Annotated in this window: 19 protein-coding genes; 11 read left to right on the top strand and 8 right to left on the bottom strand. The window is 69.2% G+C overall.

What is annotated here, in order from left to right:
• Nucleotides 1-173: 173 nt before the first annotated feature.
• Together ACYVF7_RS28615 and ACYVF7_RS28610 are read left to right on the top strand one after the other, a co-directional pair.
• Complete coding sequence (locus tag ACYVF7_RS28615) at nucleotides 174-2,570, top strand: ATP-binding cassette domain-containing protein (protein WP_460346847.1); 2,397 nt, start codon at nucleotides 174-176, stop codon at nucleotides 2,568-2,570.
• A complete protein-coding gene (locus ACYVF7_RS28610) occupies nucleotides 2,467-2,790 on the top strand; it encodes a sigma factor (protein WP_460346845.1) in 324 nt (107 codons plus the stop codon). The genes ACYVF7_RS28615 and ACYVF7_RS28610 overlap by 104 nt, the downstream gene beginning before the upstream one ends.
• On the opposite strand, the gene ACYVF7_RS28605 is transcribed toward ACYVF7_RS28610, so the two are convergent.
• Nucleotides 2,741-3,913, bottom strand: a complete 1,173-nt coding sequence (locus ACYVF7_RS28605; protein WP_460346843.1) for an epoxide hydrolase family protein — start codon at nucleotides 3,911-3,913, stop codon at nucleotides 2,741-2,743. The genes ACYVF7_RS28610 and ACYVF7_RS28605 overlap by 50 nt on opposite strands.
• Before the next feature lie 104 nt (nucleotides 3,914-4,017).
• A complete protein-coding gene (locus ACYVF7_RS28600; protein ID WP_460346841.1) occupies nucleotides 4,018-4,161 on the bottom strand; it encodes a hypothetical protein in 144 nt (47 codons plus the stop codon).
• A gap of 109 nt (nucleotides 4,162-4,270) precedes the next feature.
• On the opposite strand from ACYVF7_RS28600, the gene ACYVF7_RS28595 reads away from it, so the two are divergent.
• From ACYVF7_RS28595 to ACYVF7_RS28575, 5 genes are all read left to right on the top strand, one after another.
• The gene (locus tag ACYVF7_RS28595; RefSeq protein ID WP_460346839.1) at nucleotides 4,271-4,858 is read left to right on the top strand and encodes a CGNR zinc finger domain-containing protein; all 588 of its coding nucleotides are present in this window, start codon (nucleotides 4,271-4,273) and stop codon (nucleotides 4,856-4,858) included.
• Nucleotides 4,859-5,121: 263 nt separating this feature from the next.
• A complete protein-coding gene (locus ACYVF7_RS28590) occupies nucleotides 5,122-5,553 on the top strand; it encodes an Rrf2 family transcriptional regulator (RefSeq protein ID WP_460346838.1) in 432 nt (143 codons plus the stop codon).
• 114 nt (nucleotides 5,554-5,667) lie between these two features.
• Entirely contained in the window at nucleotides 5,668-6,117 is a 450-nt protein-coding gene (locus ACYVF7_RS28585; RefSeq protein ID WP_460346837.1) for a nuclear transport factor 2 family protein, read from the top strand.
• Nucleotides 6,118-6,253: 136 nt separating this feature from the next.
• The gene (locus tag ACYVF7_RS28580) at nucleotides 6,254-6,376 is read left to right on the top strand and encodes a hypothetical protein (RefSeq protein ID WP_460346835.1); all 123 of its coding nucleotides are present in this window, start codon (nucleotides 6,254-6,256) and stop codon (nucleotides 6,374-6,376) included.
• Nucleotides 6,377-6,451: 75 nt separating this feature from the next.
• Nucleotides 6,452-6,868 carry a nuclear transport factor 2 family protein gene (locus ACYVF7_RS28575; protein ID WP_460346833.1) on the top strand — a complete coding sequence of 139 codons (417 nt, stop codon included), beginning with the start codon at nucleotides 6,452-6,454 and terminating at the stop codon, nucleotides 6,866-6,868.
• A 178-nt stretch (nucleotides 6,869-7,046) separates the two neighbouring features.
• On the opposite strand, the gene ACYVF7_RS28570 is transcribed toward ACYVF7_RS28575, so the two are convergent.
• The 4 genes from ACYVF7_RS28570 to ACYVF7_RS28555 form a co-directional block, all read right to left on the bottom strand.
• Nucleotides 7,047-7,556 carry a recombinase family protein gene (locus ACYVF7_RS28570; protein ID WP_460346831.1) on the bottom strand — a complete coding sequence of 170 codons (510 nt, stop codon included), beginning with the start codon at nucleotides 7,554-7,556 and terminating at the stop codon, nucleotides 7,047-7,049.
• Between the two features lie 186 nt (nucleotides 7,557-7,742).
• Nucleotides 7,743-8,543 (bottom strand): methylenetetrahydrofolate reductase, encoded by an 801-nt coding sequence (locus ACYVF7_RS28565; protein WP_460346829.1) that lies wholly within the window; start codon nucleotides 8,541-8,543, stop codon nucleotides 7,743-7,745.
• Nucleotides 8,544-8,781: 238 nt separating this feature from the next.
• On the bottom strand, nucleotides 8,782-9,774 hold the full coding sequence (locus ACYVF7_RS28560) for an aldo/keto reductase (protein WP_460346827.1): 993 nt from the start codon (nucleotides 9,772-9,774) through the stop codon (nucleotides 8,782-8,784).
• A gap of 468 nt (nucleotides 9,775-10,242) precedes the next feature.
• Complete coding sequence (locus ACYVF7_RS28555; RefSeq protein ID WP_460346825.1) at nucleotides 10,243-10,623, bottom strand: Tn3 family transposase; 381 nt, start codon at nucleotides 10,621-10,623, stop codon at nucleotides 10,243-10,245.
• A gap of 245 nt (nucleotides 10,624-10,868) precedes the next feature.
• Here ACYVF7_RS28555 and ACYVF7_RS28550 point away from each other — a divergent pair, with 245 nt between their 5' ends.
• Nucleotides 10,869-11,642 carry a methyltransferase domain-containing protein gene (locus ACYVF7_RS28550; RefSeq protein WP_460346823.1) on the top strand — a complete coding sequence of 258 codons (774 nt, stop codon included), beginning with the start codon at nucleotides 10,869-10,871 and terminating at the stop codon, nucleotides 11,640-11,642.
• A 35-nt stretch (nucleotides 11,643-11,677) separates the two neighbouring features.
• Entirely contained in the window at nucleotides 11,678-13,045 is a 1,368-nt protein-coding gene (locus ACYVF7_RS28545) for an ankyrin repeat domain-containing protein (RefSeq protein WP_460346821.1), read from the top strand.
• A gap of 94 nt (nucleotides 13,046-13,139) precedes the next feature.
• Here the strand turns inward: ACYVF7_RS28545 and ACYVF7_RS28540 are convergent, their stop codons facing one another.
• Nucleotides 13,140-14,105, bottom strand: coding sequence for a LysR family transcriptional regulator (locus tag ACYVF7_RS28540; RefSeq protein ID WP_460346820.1), 966 nt, complete (start codon nucleotides 14,103-14,105; stop codon nucleotides 13,140-13,142).
• Between the two features lie 110 nt (nucleotides 14,106-14,215).
• On the opposite strand from ACYVF7_RS28540, the gene ACYVF7_RS28535 reads away from it, so the two are divergent.
• Together ACYVF7_RS28535 and ACYVF7_RS28530 are read left to right on the top strand one after the other, a co-directional pair.
• Nucleotides 14,216-14,839 carry a LysE family translocator gene (locus tag ACYVF7_RS28535; protein ID WP_460346818.1) on the top strand — a complete coding sequence of 208 codons (624 nt, stop codon included), beginning with the start codon at nucleotides 14,216-14,218 and terminating at the stop codon, nucleotides 14,837-14,839.
• Nucleotides 14,840-14,870: 31 nt separating this feature from the next.
• On the top strand, nucleotides 14,871-15,797 hold the full coding sequence (locus tag ACYVF7_RS28530) for an alpha/beta fold hydrolase (protein WP_460346816.1): 927 nt from the start codon (nucleotides 14,871-14,873) through the stop codon (nucleotides 15,795-15,797).
• A gap of 170 nt (nucleotides 15,798-15,967) precedes the next feature.
• Here the strand turns inward: ACYVF7_RS28530 and ACYVF7_RS28525 are convergent, their stop codons facing one another.
• Nucleotides 15,968-17,212, bottom strand: a complete 1,245-nt coding sequence (locus tag ACYVF7_RS28525) for a hypothetical protein (protein WP_460346813.1) — start codon at nucleotides 17,210-17,212, stop codon at nucleotides 15,968-15,970.
• Nucleotides 17,213-17,263 lie beyond the last annotated feature (51 nt).

Below are 17,263 nucleotides of genomic sequence, written 5' to 3'. Positions count from 1 at the left end.
GAGCCCGTGCATGACGTCGGCGGCCGAACGAGCCGCCCGACCGTGGGTTCACGCGCGCCGCCGGCCTGCCTGCGTGGGCGAACCAGACGTACCGCTCAAAGCTGGTTAGATCGAGCCAGGCGACGCCCCGACAAAGATCGCCAAGGCGGCCCCCCGTAAGAGATGGAGACACGATGAGCATGGCCACGAGCACGGACCCGCAGTCGCCTGCGCCGCACGTTGCCGACACCCACGGTTTGATCCGCGTGCAGGGCGCGCGGGAGAACAACCTCAAAGACGTCAGCATCGAGATCCCGAAGCGCCGGCTGACGGTGTTCACCGGCGTCTCCGGCTCGGGCAAGAGCTCACTGGTGTTCGGCACGATCGCCGCGGAGTCGCAGCGACTGATCAACGAGACCTACAGCGCGTTCGTGCAGGGCTTCATGCCGACGCTGGCGCGCCCTGAGGTCGACGTGCTCGACGGGCTGACCACGGCGATCATCGTCGACCAGGAGCGGATGGGCGCGAACTCCCGTTCCACGGTGGGCACCGTCACCGACGCCAACGCGATGCTGCGCATCCTGTTCAGCCGGCTCGGGCAGCCGCACATCGGCTCACCCCAGGCGTTCTCCTTCAACGTCGCCTCCATCAGCGGAGCGGGCGCGGTCAAGCTCGAGCGCGGCGGGAAGACCGTGAAGGAGCGGCGCGAGTTCACCATCACCGGCGGCATGTGCCCGCGCTGCGAGGGCATGGGGTCGGTCAACGACATCGACCTGTCGCAGCTGTACGACGACAGCAAGTCGCTCAACGAGGGGGCGCTCACGATCCCCGGGTACAGCATGGACGGCTGGTACGGCCGTATCTTCACCGGCTGTGGCTTCTTCGACCCGGACAAGCCGATCAAGAAGTTCACCAAGAAAGAGCTCGACGACCTGCTCTACAAGGAGCCGACCAAGATCAAGGTCGAGGGCATCAACCTGACGTACGAGGGCCTGATCCCGAAGATCCAGAAGTCGATGCTGTCCAAGGACGTCGACTCCCTGCAGCCGCACATCCGGGCGTTCGTGGAGCGGGCGGTCACCTTCACCGACTGTCCCGAGTGCGGCGGCACCCGGCTCAGCGAGGCCGCCCGGTCCTCGAAGATCAACGGGATCAGCATCGCCGACGCCTGCGCGATGCAGATCAGCGACCTGGCCGAGTGGGTGCGTGGCCTGGACGAGTCGTCGGTGGCGCCGCTGCTCGCGAAGTTGCAGCACACCCTCGACTCGTTCGTGGAGATCGGGCTGGGCTACCTCTCCTTCGATCGGCCGTCGGGCACGCTGTCGGGCGGCGAGGCGCAGCGCACCAAGATGATCCGCCACCTCGGGTCGTCACTCACCGACGTGACCTACGTGTTCGACGAGCCGACGATCGGGCTGCACCCGCACGACATCCAGCGAATGAACGACCTGCTGCTGCGGCTGCGGGACAAGGGCAACACCGTGCTCGTCGTCGAGCACAAGCCGGAGGTGATCGCGATCGCCGACCACGTCGTCGACCTCGGTCCCCTCGCCGGCACCGCCGGTGGCGAGGTGGTCTTCGAAGGCACCGTCGACGGGCTGCGGGCCAGCGGCACGATGACCGGGCGGCACCTGGACGACCGGGCCGGCCTGAAGCCGTCGGTGCGGACGCCGTCGGGAACGCTGGAGGTACGCGGCGCCGGCACCCACAACCTGCAGGACGTCGACGTCGACATCCCACTCGGTGTGCTGGTCGTCGTGACCGGCGTGGCGGGCTCGGGCAAGAGTTCGCTGATCCGCGGCTCGGTGTCCGAACGCGACGGAGTGGTGTCGATCGACCAGGGCGCGATCCGCGGCTCGCGACGCAGCAACCCGGCGACCTACACGGGACTGCTCGACCCGATCCGCAAGGCGTTCGCCAAGGCCAACGGAGTGAAGCCGGCGCTCTTCAGCGCCAACTCCGAGGGCGCCTGCCCCACCTGCAACGGCGCCGGCGTCATCTACACCGACCTCGCGATGATGGCGAGCGTCGCCACCATCTGCGAGGAGTGCGACGGGAAACGGTTCCAGGCGTCGGTGCTGGAATACCACCTCGGTGGCCGCGACATCAGCGAGGTGCTCGCGATGTCGGTGACCGAGGCCGAGGAGTTCTTCGGCGCCGGTGAGGCGCGCACGCCGGCCGCGCACACCATCCTCGACCGGCTCGCCGACGTCGGGCTCGGCTACCTCAGCCTCGGCCAGCCGCTCACGACACTGTCCGGCGGCGAACGGCAGCGGCTCAAGCTGGCCACCCAGATGGCCGGCAAGGGCGGCGTCTACGTCCTCGACGAGCCGACCACCGGCCTGCACCTCGCCGACGTCGAACAACTGCTCGGCCTGCTCGACCGGCTCGTCGACTCCGGCAAGTCGGTCATCGTCATCGAGCACCACCAGGCGGTCATGGCGCACGCCGACTGGATCATCGACCTCGGCCCGGGCGCCGGCCACGATGGCGGCCGGATCGTCTTCGAGGGCACACCCGCCGACCTCGTCGCCGCCCGCTCCACCCTCACCGGCGAGCACCTCGCGGCCTACGTCGGCACAAGCGACTGAGGCCGGGGGAGTCGTCGGCTTTTTGGAGATTCGTCGCGCCGGGTGTCGAGCGTCGGCCGAGGACGCCGTGCAGGCGGCCCTGGTCCGGGCGCTGGACACCTGGCCGGACGATCCACCGCGCGATCCGAAGGCATGGCTCGTCGCGGACGTGTCCCGGCACCCAGCCGCGTTCACCGATTGGCGGCCAGCACTGCCGCGAGGCCTTCTTGCAGGTCCTTGACGAAATACTCGGGAACCTCCAGCGACGGGAAATGTCCCCCGATTTCGGGCGACCTCCATCGGACGATCTGTCGGTACCGCTCCTGTGCCCAGGGGCGCGGACACTTCTCGACGTCGCGGGGATACCCAGTGATTGCTGACGGGACATCGACCCGAAGTTCGGGGTCGAGCGAGTTGTGGCTTTCGTAGTAAATGCGGGCCGCCGATGCGCCGGTCCGCGTCAGCCAATACAGAGTGACGTCGTCAAGAACGCGGTCTCTGGAAATTGTCTCGAACGGGCTATCTTCGGTATCTGTCCACTCGGCGAACTTGTCAAGGATCCAGGCAAGAAGCCCGACCGGTGAGTCGACGAGCGAGTAGCCGATGGTCTGCGGTCGGGTCGCCTGCTGCTTCGCGTACGCCGCGCGGTGGCGCCAGAAATCGCGGGTCTCCTCGGTCCACTTGCGCTCGACCGCCGTCAGCCCGTCCGTTGTCAACCCGGGCGGCGCCTCCGCGAACGTTGTGTGGATGCCGAGAACGTGCGCCGGGAACCTGCCGCCGAGAACCGTGGTGATATTACCTCCCCAGTCGCCACCGTGGGCTGCGAACTTGCTGTAGCCGAGTCTTCCCATCAGTTCCACCCATGCGGCCGCGATCTTTTCGGTTCCCCATCCGGTGGTGGCCGGCTTGTCGCTGTAACCAAAGCCTGGTAGCGACGGGACCACGACGTGGAACGCCGGCGCGTCTGCATCTTTCGGATCTGCCAGCTCGTCTACTACATCGATGAACCGAACAACGCTGTCTGGCCAGCCGTGCGTCAAGATCAAAGGAGTGGCATCTGCGCGCGCGGATCGGCGGTGCAGGAAGTGGATTCCCAGATCATCAATGGTCGTGCGGAACTGGCCGATCCGGTTAAGGCGCTCTTCGAACGACCGCCAGTTGTACCCGGTGCGCCAGTAGTTCACGACATCGACGAGGTCGGCGAGAGGAACGCCCTGTTCCCATCGGCGAGGATCGGGCGCGGCGCGATAGACCGTCTCAGCCTCCGGTAGCCGCGCGGCGGCCAGTCGCGCGCGCAGATCGTCGAGGTCAGCGTCAGTCGCGTGGGCTTCAAATGCTTGCACGTCGCTGGTTGGACGGGGCATGAGACCTCCTGGCCGTCGCGGAACCGGCTGCGATCTATCGCGAACCAGCTAAGGCGGTTCTAACATGTCTTCATGCCAGCGGGCAACCAGCTGACCCCGGTCTTTCATGAAGGTCGCTGGGTCGGGGCGTCCTCGGCGTTACCCGCGACCAGGCTCGCTGGGTGCCCTGGCGGGTTCCGGCCGGCGCTACCGGTCAGGGCGAGCAGTCGGGTCCAGGCGACCAGGTAGGCGGCGATCTGGGTGAACATCAACCGGGTGGTGTTGGCGCGAACTCCCGCGACGGGAACCGGCCCGGCCCCGAGTCTTCGGCGTGCCGGACGCGGTCCTCGAATGGAGGATCGAGGCTAAGGTGGTTCCATGCGTGCTGGGTTCCCTGACTTTCGCCTCGGTAGCGTGCTAGCGACCAGCTTCACGGGGACTCTGACGGAGCGTCGTGGCAACCCTGTGGAGCGCATTCCCACGCCGCAGCGACTCGTCGACTGGCTGGCAGTGAACGGCCTGGCCGTGGACTCCTGCACCACCGCTCAGCTCGAACTCGCTCGGGAACTGAGGGAATCAATTCACGCCGCCGCGACAGCGGCCGCGATCCAAGACGCTCTCCCCGCATCTGCTATCCAAGTCATCAATGACTTCAGCATTCAGGGTCGGGCCGCGGCTATCCTGACGCCCGAGGGCAATCGTCAATGGCGACTTGGCTCGGCTTCCTGCGTAGAAGATGCCCTAAGCGTAATCGCCGCAGACGCGATCAGCATCATCGCCGGCGAACGAGACGGAAAATTGGCCCTGTGTGCATCGCCAACCTGCCAAGCCGCCTTCTTCGACACCAGTCAAAGTCGCACCCGCAAATGGTGTGACATGAACACGTGCGGGAATCGCCAGAAGAAGGCGCGCTTCAATGCCAACCACCGCAAGAACGGGACCGCCGCACCGACGGGTGTCAGCTGATCTGGCTTGCCCGGGAGGGCGGGCCGGTCGCGGGGGCCGTTGACCTGGGCTGATCACGGGCCCGAACCTTCGCGGGTCGACATTGTCGATCTTCGGAGGCCCGTGGTGGCGGTCGAGTTTCTGACGGATGAGCAGGCAGCCCGGTACGGGGTGTTCTACGGGGTGCCCACGCAGACGGAGCTGGAGTGGTTCTACTTGCTACATGTAGTTGTAACAGCTATTGTTACGACTGGAGCCGAGGGGTGAGGGAGGTGGAGTCCGACGTGAGTGCCAACAGCAGACTGACCGTCGCCGCGCACGCCCTGACATGGATCGGGCTGTATCAGCGGCGTGGCCACGAGGTCGCCACCTCCGAGCAGATCGCGACGAGCGTCAACACCAACCCGGTGGTGATCCGCCGCCTGCTGGCCAAGCTGAGCAAGGCCGGCCTGGCCGATTCACGGCGAGGGGCGGGGGCGGGCTGGATGCTCACGCGGGACCTGGCGGCGATCACTCTGCTCGACGTCTATCAGGCGATCGAACCGGGACCGGTCTTCGCCCTGCATCGCGCGACACCGGACCCCGAGTGCGTCGTGGGCCACGGCATCGGGCCGGCGATGACCGCCGTGTACGACGACGTGGAGGCCGCCCTGTGCAGGGAGCTGGCCAAGACCACGCTGGAGGACGTGCTGCGGGACGTCTTGAAAGCCGCCTGATCTCGGACCGTCGACTTCCCCTGATCGAGGGGAGCCGCATTCCACGCCCACCGATGTAACCAGAATAGTTACATCGGCGAAGAAGTAAGGACAAGGACGATGACAGGAGTAAGCATGCACGACAGTAGTGATCTCCAGAAAGCGCGCGAAGAGTCAGCCATCAACTATTTCCGTTTGGTGGACGCTGCAGACCCGGCTGTCTTGGATCTTTTCACCGACGACGCCCAGATGTTCTTCCCGAAGTTTGGATTCGCCACCGGGAAGGACCAGATCGGGGCGTTCGCGCAGGGTCTCGGCAGGGGAATTTCGGCGATTGAACACGACATCCCCGGTTTCATCGTGCTGTCGTCCGGAAATTATGTGGTAATCGAGGGGGCGGTGAAGGGGACGACGACATCGGGTGTGGCCTTTCCCGACGGGGTCTCGTCCTTCGGACTGTTCTGTAACGTATTCGAGTTCGAAGGTGAACGCATCAAGAGGGTTCACATCTACGAAGACCCGGATTTCGCCAGTACGCACACCGACGGCGTGGCCTGGGGTAAGTCGGTGAGTGACAGCATGTAGCGGCCAGGGCTGATGCGTTCTCAGCCCGTGAGATGAGTTGATTGGCCGCATACCGATCGAACCGGGACCGGTCTTCGCCCTGCATTGCGCGACACCGGACCCTGAGTGCGTCGTGGGCCACGGCATCGGGCCGGCAATGACCGCCATGTACGACGACGTGGAGGCCGCCCTGTGCAGGGAGCTGGCCAAGACCACGCTGGAAGACGTGCTGCGGGACGTCTTGAAAGCCGCCTGGCCTCGGACCGTCGACTTCCCCTGATCGAGGGGAGCCGCATTCCACGCCCGTCAATGTAACCAAAATAGTTACATTGACGAAGAGACAAGGACAAGAACGATGACAACAGACACTCAGACCTCGCGGACCGTGGCCGAGAAGTTCCTGGAGCGCCTCGGCCGGCAGGACCGCGACGGCATCCAGGAACTGTTCTCCGAGGAGATCGACTGGTATGTCCCCGACAGCACCGCGCTGCCCTGGACCGGGCGCCGCACCCGCCGGGAGGAGGTCGCGCCGTACTTCACCACGATGTGGTCGCACTTTGCGCCCGGCCAGAGCAAGGTCGTGCTGGAGCGCTTCATCGCCGACGGTGGTGACGTGGTGCTGCTGGCGGTCTTTACGCACACCGTCGCGGCCAGTGGGAAGGAGTTCACCACACCGGTGGCCATGCACCTGGGGGTCGAGGGCGGCCGGATCGTCCGCATGCACCTGTACGAGGACACGCTGACCGTCGCCGAGGCGTTCAACGCCGGCTGAGTGGAGAGTGCTCAGGGGCCCCGTGGCCCGGAGCACATGGCAGCCAGGACCTCGCGTTCGCCGAGTTTCGGGCTGGCCGGCGCCCACAGGATCGGCATCCCGGAGGGGCAGACCAGGTACAGAGCCCAGTGCCGTGCGGCACCGCCGTATCGGCGACGGACAGCACGGCCGGCGGAGTTCAGCGCCGGGGTGCGAGGAGGCTGGTCACCTCGGCGATGGCCTCCGGCGAGGGCTTGAAGTAGCGGCGGACGTTCCCGTCGTAGGTCAGTTCGCGTTGGAGGTCGCGTTGGAGTTCGCCGGCCGCGGCGAGGGTCTGCACCATGAACTTCACGGTGGACAGCAGTTCTCCGGCGCGCGGGTGGCGGGCGGTGAGGTCCATCGCGGAGAACGCGCCGTCGTGGATGCGCAGGGCGACCTGGTCGCGGTGGAGGACGTCGAGCACGTCGAGGATGTGCCCCGTGCCGCGTACGAGGCGGAACATCTCGGAGATGTGCACGGTGTCGCCCGGCCGCGCGTACGTCAGCAGCTCGCGGAACTTCGGGCGCTGGAGGGGGTGGAGGCGGCTGGATGTGCCCGGATCCTCCACGAAGACGACCGGGTCCTCGATCCCAGCCTCGGCGAGGACGAGGTTCTGCCGGGCGGTCGACTGCTGGTCGGTCGAGACCCGCTTGTAGACCAGGTTCGCCACCGGGGCCCCTTCCGTGCGGAGGAACGGAACCTATCTGTCGTCAAACCCTGTCATCAATGACCATCGGATCTGATTGGATCGCCGCCGCCGCGGTGCCCCGGAATGTCCTGATTGATGGCTGCCCCGCCTGTCGGCAAACGATCTAATCCCGACACCCGGCGCGAAGCTCCGTCTGGGCCTCGGAGGTCATCGGGGACTCTTGGGAGGCTTGTGGAGGAGGGGTTCGAGGCGGGCGGCGGTCTGGCGGTATCGGCTAACGGGGACGAGGTGGACGCCGTCGAAGGCTCCGCTGTCGCGGATGGCCAGGACGTGATCGCAGGCGGCGGCGATGCCGGCATCGGGATCGTGTTCCACTGCTTGGACGAGTGTGTCGGGGATGGTGATGTCGGGGATGGTGGCGGCGAGGTTGCGGGCCATGGTCGCGCTGGCCAGGACCATCACTCCGGCATAGACGGGTGCGGCGATGGTGACGGTCTCACGCCAGCGCAGCAGGTCGTCGAGGCTGTAGCTGACCTGAGCGAAGACGAAGTCGGCCTGCTGCTTCCAGGCGGGCAGCGGCCGCATGCCGGAGGCGACACCGATCTGGAACTGCGGATGCCCCGCGAAGACGGGGTCGGAGGTCGCGGCGCGGGCTTGGTCGAGCATGGACCGGACGGTGAGTTCGCCGGTGCGGTTGCCGGAGGCGGGCTTGTCTCCGTAGACGAACAGGAACCGTTCGACGCCGTAGGCGGCGGCGGTCAGCAGGTCCCGCTGGAAGCCGAGCAGGTTGCGGTCGCGGGCGTTCAGGCAGGCGATCCCGGTCGCTCCCATCGCCTGCACCTCGTGGGCGACCGCAACACTCGACACTGTCGCGCGCCCGATGTGGTTGTCGGGGATCAGGAACGCGTCCGCGACGGCGTCCAGGACCCCGATCTGGTGCCGCACTCGCCGAAGATCCGGCCGGGTCGGCGGCTCGATCTCACACACCACCTCGAACCCACGTGTCATGCCATCACCCTAGACGGCCGACCGCCAGGACCGTAGCGCCATGATCAATCTCAGCGCCATCGGTCGTCCGCAGGTTCCTCAACCCCGGACCCACATCCGAACCAACAGTGGCGGTAACGCGCGTCCCGACGGCTCGCTAACGCCACTGACGGTTCGGTTGCTGCTCAACCCCCGTCACCGGTGGGCGCGACGTCAACGACGTCGTCGAGCTGGACGTCGTGCGCGTCGAGCCCACCGGCTAACCCCGAACGACCTCAGCGGTGTGCGCGGGGGTATAGCGCTCGCCCATCACCTGGTCGCTCAGCGGGTCCAGCGCGGCCAGCGCCTCGGCGTCCAGGGCGAGCTCCAGCGCGGCCGCGTTCTGCTCCAGCCGGGCCGGGCTGCGGGTGCCCGGAATGGTCGCCACCGCCACCCCGAGCCGCTCGGCCTGGGCGTACACCCAGGCCAGCGCCACCTGGGCCGGGGTGGCACCCAGCCGGTCGGCCACCTCGCGCACGGTCTGCGCGATCTTCTCGTTGGCCTCGCCCGCCTCGCCGGCGAAGCGGGGGTTGGTGCGCCGGAAGTCCTTCTCGCCCAGCGTGGAGCGGTCCAGGGTGCCGGTCAGGAACCCCCGCCCCAGCGGCGAGTACGGCACCAGCCCGACCCCCAGCTCGGCCATCACCGGGGTGACCGCCTCGACGTCGCGGGTCCACAGCGAGTACTCGCTCTGCACCGCGGTGATCGGGTGCACCGCGTGCGCCCGGCGCAGCAGCTCGCCGTCGACCTCGGACAGGCCCAGATGGCGGACCTTGCCCGCCTCGACCAGCTCGGCCATCGCCCCGACGGTCTCCTCGATCTCCACGTCCTGGGGCGGGCGGTGGGCGTAGTACAGGTCGATCACCTCGACGCCCAGCCGCAGCAGCGAGGCGTCGCAGGCGCGCAGCACGTAGTCCCGGGCACCGCGGATGCGGCGTGCCCGGTCGCCGGCGCTGCGGTCGATGCCGAACTTGGTGGCGAGCTGCACCTGGTCCCGGCGGCCGTGGATGGCCCGGCCCACCAGCACCTCGTTGTGCCCGGTGCCGTAGGCGTCGGCGGTGTCCAGGAACGTGATGCCCAGCTCCAGGGCCCGGTCGATGGTGGCCAGGCCGCCGTCCCAGTCGGCGGCGCCGTAGCTCTCGCTCATCCCCATGCACCCCAGGCCCATCGCGCTGACGGTGAGACCGGGCGAGCCGAGCGTGGTTCGGGTGATCATGCGCGGATACTCCTCCTGCCCGGCGGACCGGGCGGTACCTCGAGGGCTGACGAACGCCTCCGACGCTAGGACTTGGAGCGCGCTCGAAGTCAAGCCGGACGACCGGCCCCCGCCGGCGGGTCAGGCGCGGCGGGGGGCGGGTGAGGGTGAAACGGTCCACCGGCAGCAGGTCGCCATAGGGCCCGGACACGCATCTCTCCTGCTGCTACAACCCGTCCACCGCGGCGGAACCGCGAGCACCTCACCAGCACCCCATGCCTCTGGTCAACTCACAGAAACGCAGGTCAAGCCATGATCAACGCTTAGCGCCGTTTTCCGTTCCAATGTTCCTCAAGGGCAATGCTCAGCCGCGCCAACGTCGGCAACGGTCCCCGGACAGCAGCCCAGGCGGAGGGGCCCGTGTCTTCGCCGCCCGGCTGCGGGCCGAGATCGAGGGCACTGCGTAACCGTCGAGCATCACCCGCGCGCTCACTCCTCGCCCTCGCCTTCTTCGTCCTCATCCAGCTCGGGCGCATCCGGGTCCCGTAGCGGACGCAGGGCAGCGGCGGCCGGGACGCTGGCGGTGAAGCTGTAGCGGCCGAGCAGGTTCAGGTTGCGGTGCTTGAGCGGGGAGAGCCGGGCGATCTCCTCGTCCTGGATCTCGTGGCCCTCGGCCCGGAGCTGGGCGACAGCGGCGTCGAGGTAGCGGGTGGTCCAGAGCACGATGGCGTTGAGGCGGTGACGGCGCAGCCAGCCCACCGCGTGGTCGAACAGCGCCTTCGGGCCCTCAGCGTGCGTCCACACCCGCCCGTGCAGGAACGTACGGAACCGCCGGCCCCACTCGGCGTCCTCGTACGGGTGGTAGCTCATCGCTCAGAAATTCCACCGGCACGAGCCGGACCGGAGCCATCCCCGGAGGTACTTCACCGAACCCCAGCGGCGAAGTGGATCGCTGTGCTGGTCGACCATGATCGTTCTCACCGATAACCGCTGTACCGATGTTCCCCGAGGCCGGACTTCACCGGGCAGCGGCTGCCGGCCAGGTCCAGGTTCAGGTCCTCGGCCCGAATGGTTCGCTTGACTTCAAGTGAACTTGAAGCCGCAGAATCCCGGACATGAACGAGAACCGGACGACAGTCCGTACCAGCGCCGACACTGACGCGCTCATCGCCCTGCTCGACATCGGGGACAGCATCCCCGGGGCGAGCGAACTGCGCGTGCGTTCCTATGAGTTGCTCGGCATCACGCCGGATGCGGCGGTGGTCGATGTCGGATGTGGAGCCGGCCGCGCGGCCGCGGAGATGGCCGAGAGGGGTGCACGGGCGGTCGGCATCGACCCCGACGAGCGGATGATCACCGTGGCCGGTAAGCGCTGGTCCGCCGCGGACTTCCGCGTGGCGAGCGCCTACGAGCTGCCCTTCACCGACGGCGCGCTCCACGGCTACCGGGCCGACAAGGTGTACCACGTCCTGGACGACCCCGCCCGCGCGGTCGGTGAGGCGCGCCGCGTGCTCGCCCCCGGCGGGCGCATCGTGCTGATCGGCCAGGACTGGGACACCCTCGTCATCGACGCCGACGACGCCGCGCTCACCCGCACCATCGTGCACGCTCGCGCCGACCTGGTCCGCACCCCTCGCGTCGTCCGCCGCAGCCGCAACCTCCTCCTCGACGCGGGCTTCGCCGACGTCACCGTCGAGACTCACACCAGGATCTTCACCGACGCGGCGATGGTGCCCGCTCTGGTCGACCTCGCCGAAAAGGTGCGCTCGGCCGGCGCGATCAGCGACGCGCAGGCCGAAGCCTGGATCGCCGAGCAGCGTGAACGGGGCCGCCGCGGGCGGCTGTTCTTCGCCTTCCCGATGTTCGTGACCGCGGCCACGCGCCGGTGACCGGCCGGCGGGGCACCTGCTGTTACCTTGACCCGATGCGAAGCGAGGGCTTGCACACCGACGTGGTGCGTCAGATCGAGCGGCTGGGCGGGAGCGTGCCCGGGACGGTGGAGGCGGGCGTGCACTGGACCGACGCGCCCAAGCCGCTGCCGCTGGAGATCGAGACGCTGATGGCGATCACATGGCCGCCACGTACCTTGCTGGTCACAGCCGAGGACGGCGAACGGGTGAGCTTCCCGCAGGGGATCGGCGGGGGTGATCCGTTCGGGGTGGACCGGCCGTGCTTCGTGATCGGGTTCAACGAGTCGACGCAGTACTACTGGATCGTCGACCTCGACGATCCGCGGCCCGGCGATCCCTGCGTCTACCGGATCGACCACGACGGGTCCGACGCGGCGGACGCCTTCGGTCATCCGCGGCGGTTGTCGCGGATGCTGGCCGAGCTGACCGTCTATGCGCCGCCGGACTCCGCCCGGCTGGCCAACGCCTGTGCCCACGGCGACCTGGAGACCGTGGCCGCCGCGATCGCCGCGGGTGTCCCGCTGGGGCCGGCCGAGGGCGACCGCTCGGCGATGACCCCTTTGCACTTGGCGGTGATGTCGGGCTCGGCCGAGACGGTGCGGGCGCTGCTGGCCGCGGGCGCCGACGCCGGCGCGCGGACCGGCCACGACAGCCTCCTGACGGAGCTCGGCCTGCACCCCGCCGACTTCGGGATGGAGCGGATCGAGCGTGACGTGACACCGCTCTGGATGGCCGTCAAAGGACCGTTCCGCACCGACCGGCCCGGCCCCTCGGTGGAGGTGGTGCGGGCGCTGCTCGACGCCGGCGCCGACCCACGGGCGAACGACGGTATCGGCATGACGCCGCTGCACGTCGTGGCCGAGAGCCGGTTCAGCTGGGAGCGCGAGCGGGCGGTCGCCGAGCGGCTGGAGATCCTGCGCTGCCTCACTGATGCCGGCGCGGACGTCGAGGCCGAGGATCGGCTCGGTCTGACGCCGCTGCTGGTGGCGGTCAACGCTCCGGAGTTCGTCGCGGCGCTGCTCGACGCCGGCGCGGACCCTGCGCGGCGCACCGCACACGTGGACCTGTTCGGGATCGAAGGCATGTCCGCCCTGCACGCCGCCGCAGGCGGCAGCTGCGAAGAGGCGCTCCGGCTGATGCTCGGTCGCGCCGACGATCCCGACCCGCGCACGACGGCGGGCGCGACGCCCCTGCACTACGCGGTGTGGCGGGGAGCCGGGCCCGGCGTCGTCGAGACGCTCATCGCCGCCGGGGCCGACGTCAACGCCCGGATCGCCGATCCGTCCGGGCTCAAGGTCGGCAGCGACACGCCGCTCGGAATCGCCCGGGAGCAGGGCCACGACGAGATCGCCGAGGTGCTCGCGCGGGCCGGGGCAGCCTGACCCGGTCACGGGGGATGCACTGGTCACAGCGGACGTCGGTGGGCTGCAACCCGGCAGACCAGGGTGCCGAGCCAGCCGACCGAGCGGACGCCCTTCACCTCGATCGTGGAGGACTTGTCGAACGCGAGCTTTCGATCGTCCAGGTGGCGGTGATGTCGCGGGCGACATCACGTAGGAGGTCGATGAGCATGTCTGCGAGTGGCGTGAGGCTGGCGTCGGATTTGGTCACGGCGTAGAGCTGGCGGTAGGGCCTGGGGTGGGCCAGTTCGCGATGGGTGGTGCCAGGCGCATGGGTCAGGGCCAGGCGCGAGACCAGGGCCACTGCGATGCCTGTGCCGACGAGGGCCTGGGCGACGTCGTAGGACTCGGTCTCGAACCGCACGGTGGGAGTGAAGCCGGCCTCGCGGGCAGCGTCGTGGAACTGTCCGCGGGCGGCATGGCCGGCCAGGATGGAAACCCACGATTCGTCGCGCAGTTGTTCCAGGTGAAGTTCGGTGTCCGCGGGCTGCCCGGTGGCCAGCGGATGGTCATCGGGGAGAACCACGACCATCGGGTCCAACAGGAGCGAGTGGGCGCGTACATGTGGGGGCGGCGCGAGCGGCGTGCCCCAGGACGCGACGATGGCCACGTCCAGGCGCCCCGCGCTGATCTCGTCCGCTCCGCGTCCGGACACCACATCTACGACCGAGACGTCAGCGTCCGGATGGCGGTGGCGCAGCGCCGTCAGGGCCGGTGGCAGCAGGTGCAGGGCAGCCGCCTGGAACGTCCCGATCCGCAGACGGAGCGAGAGGTGGCCGAGCAGTGCGGCCAGTTCCGCCTCGGCCCTGTCCGATGCCTCCTCCACAGTTCGACCGTGGGAGGCCAGCAGCGCACCGGCTGCGGTGAGCGTTGCTCCGCGAGGACCACGGATGACCAGCGGCACCTGCCAGTCGCGCTCGGCCTTGGCCACCTGCTGGGTGACCGCCGCGGGCGTGAGTTGGAGTGCGTGAGCCGCCGCCGTCAGGGAGCCGTGCCGCTCGATCAACGCGAGAAGCCGCAGCTGTCCCGGATCCACCACCATTCACTAATCCTAACGCTGCACCCTTCTCTTTTAACTTCTCTTAGGAGCGCGGGACAGGAAGCCTGGTGGGACACCCATCGGCCGCAATCCCCGGAAGGGGTACTTTTCCCATGCCCACGCATGTGCCCGTTTTCATCGCCACCACCTTGCTGCTGGCGATGCTGCCAGGCGCGAGTCAAGCCCTGATGATCCGGCAGGTTCTGGAAGGCGGCCAACGTACGCTCCGAGGCACGCTCGCGGGCAATGCCAGCGGCTTCCTGCTGTGGTCCACGGCCGCCGCGGCCGGGCTGTCCACCGTCCTGCTGGCCAGCCCCACCGCGTACGCGGTGCTCCGGATCGCAGGCGGCATCGTGCTGATGATCCTTGGGGTGAAGACGCTACGGACCGCGCTCACCACCGTCTCCACCCGCCCGCCCGGCGAGGGCGGGCGCCGCACTGGATTCGCGGGCGGATATCTCACCGGCCTGAGCACCAACCTCGGCAACCCCAAGGCGGGCGTGTTCGCCGTCTCGGTACTGCCCCAGTTCGTGACCGCGAAAGGCCCGGTGTTCCTGTCGACCGTCGCCCTGGGAGCCCTTTGGGCACTCGTCAGCGCCTCCTGGTACATGTTGCTCACCTGGGCCGTCGGCCGAGGGCGCGCCCTGGTATCGCAGCCGACCGTCCTGCGGGGAATCAGCGTGACCACCGGCGTCGTCCTGCTGGGGCTGGGCGCCGCGGTGGCAGCAGGTGTCTGAGGGCCGGGCCGGCACGGGAGCGAGGAAGTCGATGACGTACGCCATGACACCGGACGGAACCCGCATCGCCTACCAGCTCCAGGGCCAGGGGGCGCCGCTGGTCCTGCTGGCGGGCCAGGCCAACAACCACCACTGGTGGGATGCGGTTCGTGCCGACTTCCATCCCGCTCGCAGCACCCTCACGCTCGACTACCGCGGCACCGGCGACAGCGACAAGCCCGACGCCCCCTACAGCACCGAACTGTTCGCCCAGGACGTCATCGCCGTCCTCGACAAACTCGGCATCGACCGGGCCGACGTCTACGGCACGTCCATGGGCGGACGGGTGGCCCAGCAGCTCGCGGCCCGCCACCCTCAGCGGGTAGGCGCCCTGGTTCTCGGCTGCACCTCACCCGGCGGCCCGCACAGCGTCGAACGCGGCAACGACGTCCGCCGAGCCCTGACGCAACCTCAGCCTGGAGCCGCGCGACAGGCCCTGCTGGAGCTGATGCACACCCCTCGATGGCTCACCTCCCATCCCGGCCCGCACCACACCCTCGGCGACCCTCGCATGCCTGCCCACTCCCGGCGCCACCACCTCGCGGCCAGCAACCAGCACAACGCCTGGGACCTCCTGCCGGACATCAGCGCCCCCACCCTGGTCGTCCACGGAAGCGACGATCTGCTCAACCCCACCGCCAACGCACCCCTGCTCACCGACCGCATCCCCAACGCCCGACTCCACCTGATCCCCGAAGCCCGGCACGCCTACTTCGAGGAGTTCCGCACCCACGCCAGCCCCCTCGTCCTGGACTTCCTCACCACCGCGCACAAGCCGTTGGAACAGCGCAGCCGATACTCGGACACCCTGCTATCTACCGGGCACCAGCGACACGGCGGCTCCGGACTCTCACAAACGACGCCGACGACGTCGAGCGCCACGCCTGCCCGCGCTGCCTGGCCAAGCTGCTGCGGGTGACCACCCCGGCCGACCGCGGCCCCGGACAGCCCTGGCGGCCCGGCACCCCGCCGCCGGCCGCCGTCGAGACGGACACCCCGGCGGCCGGACATCCGCATCGGGTACGCCCGGTGCTCGCACCGGACTCAGGAGCTGCGGTCGCGGCTGGACGCGCTACGTTCGTGGCGGACCTAGCCCCGAGTCGCTTCGTCGCCGGCGCTGGGGGAGCCGGGGTCCTCAGGGTTCGACTCGTCCGTCGATGAGGTCCCGCCGTCGGCGATGAGCCGATCGCGTGCGGCCAGTTCTTCGCGCGCGGCCCGGGCCTGCAGCTCGGCTTGGGCCGCGCGCTCGCGCTGGGCGGCGGCGTCGGCCCGGGCGGCGTCCCGGTCATCGCGCAGTGCCTGGCTCTCGGCCGCCAGGCGATGGACCTCGGCACGGGCGTGTTCGGCCTCCCGCCGTAGCTCCTCGACCTGCAGTGCGAGGGCCTGGCCGTCGCGCTCGGCGCGGTCGGCGAGCGCGGCCGTCGCCGCGGCCTTCTGCTGGGCCTCGGCGGCCTGGCGTTCGGCGGTCTCGGCGCGCTGCCGGGCGGCCTGTGCGTCGCTCTGGGCGGCCTGGGTGGCGGCCTGCGCCGCGGCCAGCTCGGCGTGGCACTGGGCCAGCCGGGTGGTGAGCTGCTCGCGGGCCTGTCGTTCCTCCTCCAGGTCGTCGGTGGCCGCCTCCAGGCGCACGGCCAGGGACTGTTCGGCCTGGCGGGCCAGCGCGGCCGCGCGTTCGGCGTTCACCGCGGCCTGCCGGTGGGCGGCGATCGTCTCGGCCGCCTGCTGTTTCGTCTGCGCGGCCTCCGTACGCGCCTGGGCGGCCGCCTGTTCGGCGTCGGCGCGTGCCGTCCGGTCCTGGTCACTACGGGCCTCCGCCTGGGCGGCCCGTTCCTCGGCCTGATCGGCGCGGCGGCGCGCGGCCTCGGCCTCCTGGCGGGCGGCCTCCACCTCGGCTTTGGCCTCGGCGACCTGCGCGGTCGTGACGCCGGTGATGGCCGCGAACCCCTCGATGGCCTTGGCCAGGACCGCCTGGGTCTCGGTCATCGCCGGGACGGCCTCCTCGGCCACCGCCACCACCAGTCGCAACGGATCGCTGAGCGCCTCGGCGAGGCGCGCGTCGCGCATCGCCTGGGCGCGCTCCTTGCAGTCCTTGGGCGGCGGGCAGTACATGCGGCGCCGGCCGCCCTTGTAACGGCCGTCGGGACGGCGAACCGGCTCGGGCAGCGCCGACCGGCACACCTGGCACCGCCCGTGCGGGGCCGCCTCCTGCGGTTCCCGGCTCGCCGCGCCGGCGTCCTCCTGCCGAACGCCCGAACCGAGCGGGGGAGCGGGGGAGGAGCCGATCGCGCCGTCGCGGTCCGGCGTGGACTCTGCGGCACCGGTTGAGGCGTCAGTCATGGCGGCGACGCTAGCAGACATTCGTTTAGCGATACTCGAAACATGTTTCGT

The organism is Actinoallomurus acanthiterrae, assembly GCF_054775715.1.
This window is presented reverse-complemented; position numbering and strand designations above follow the sequence as displayed.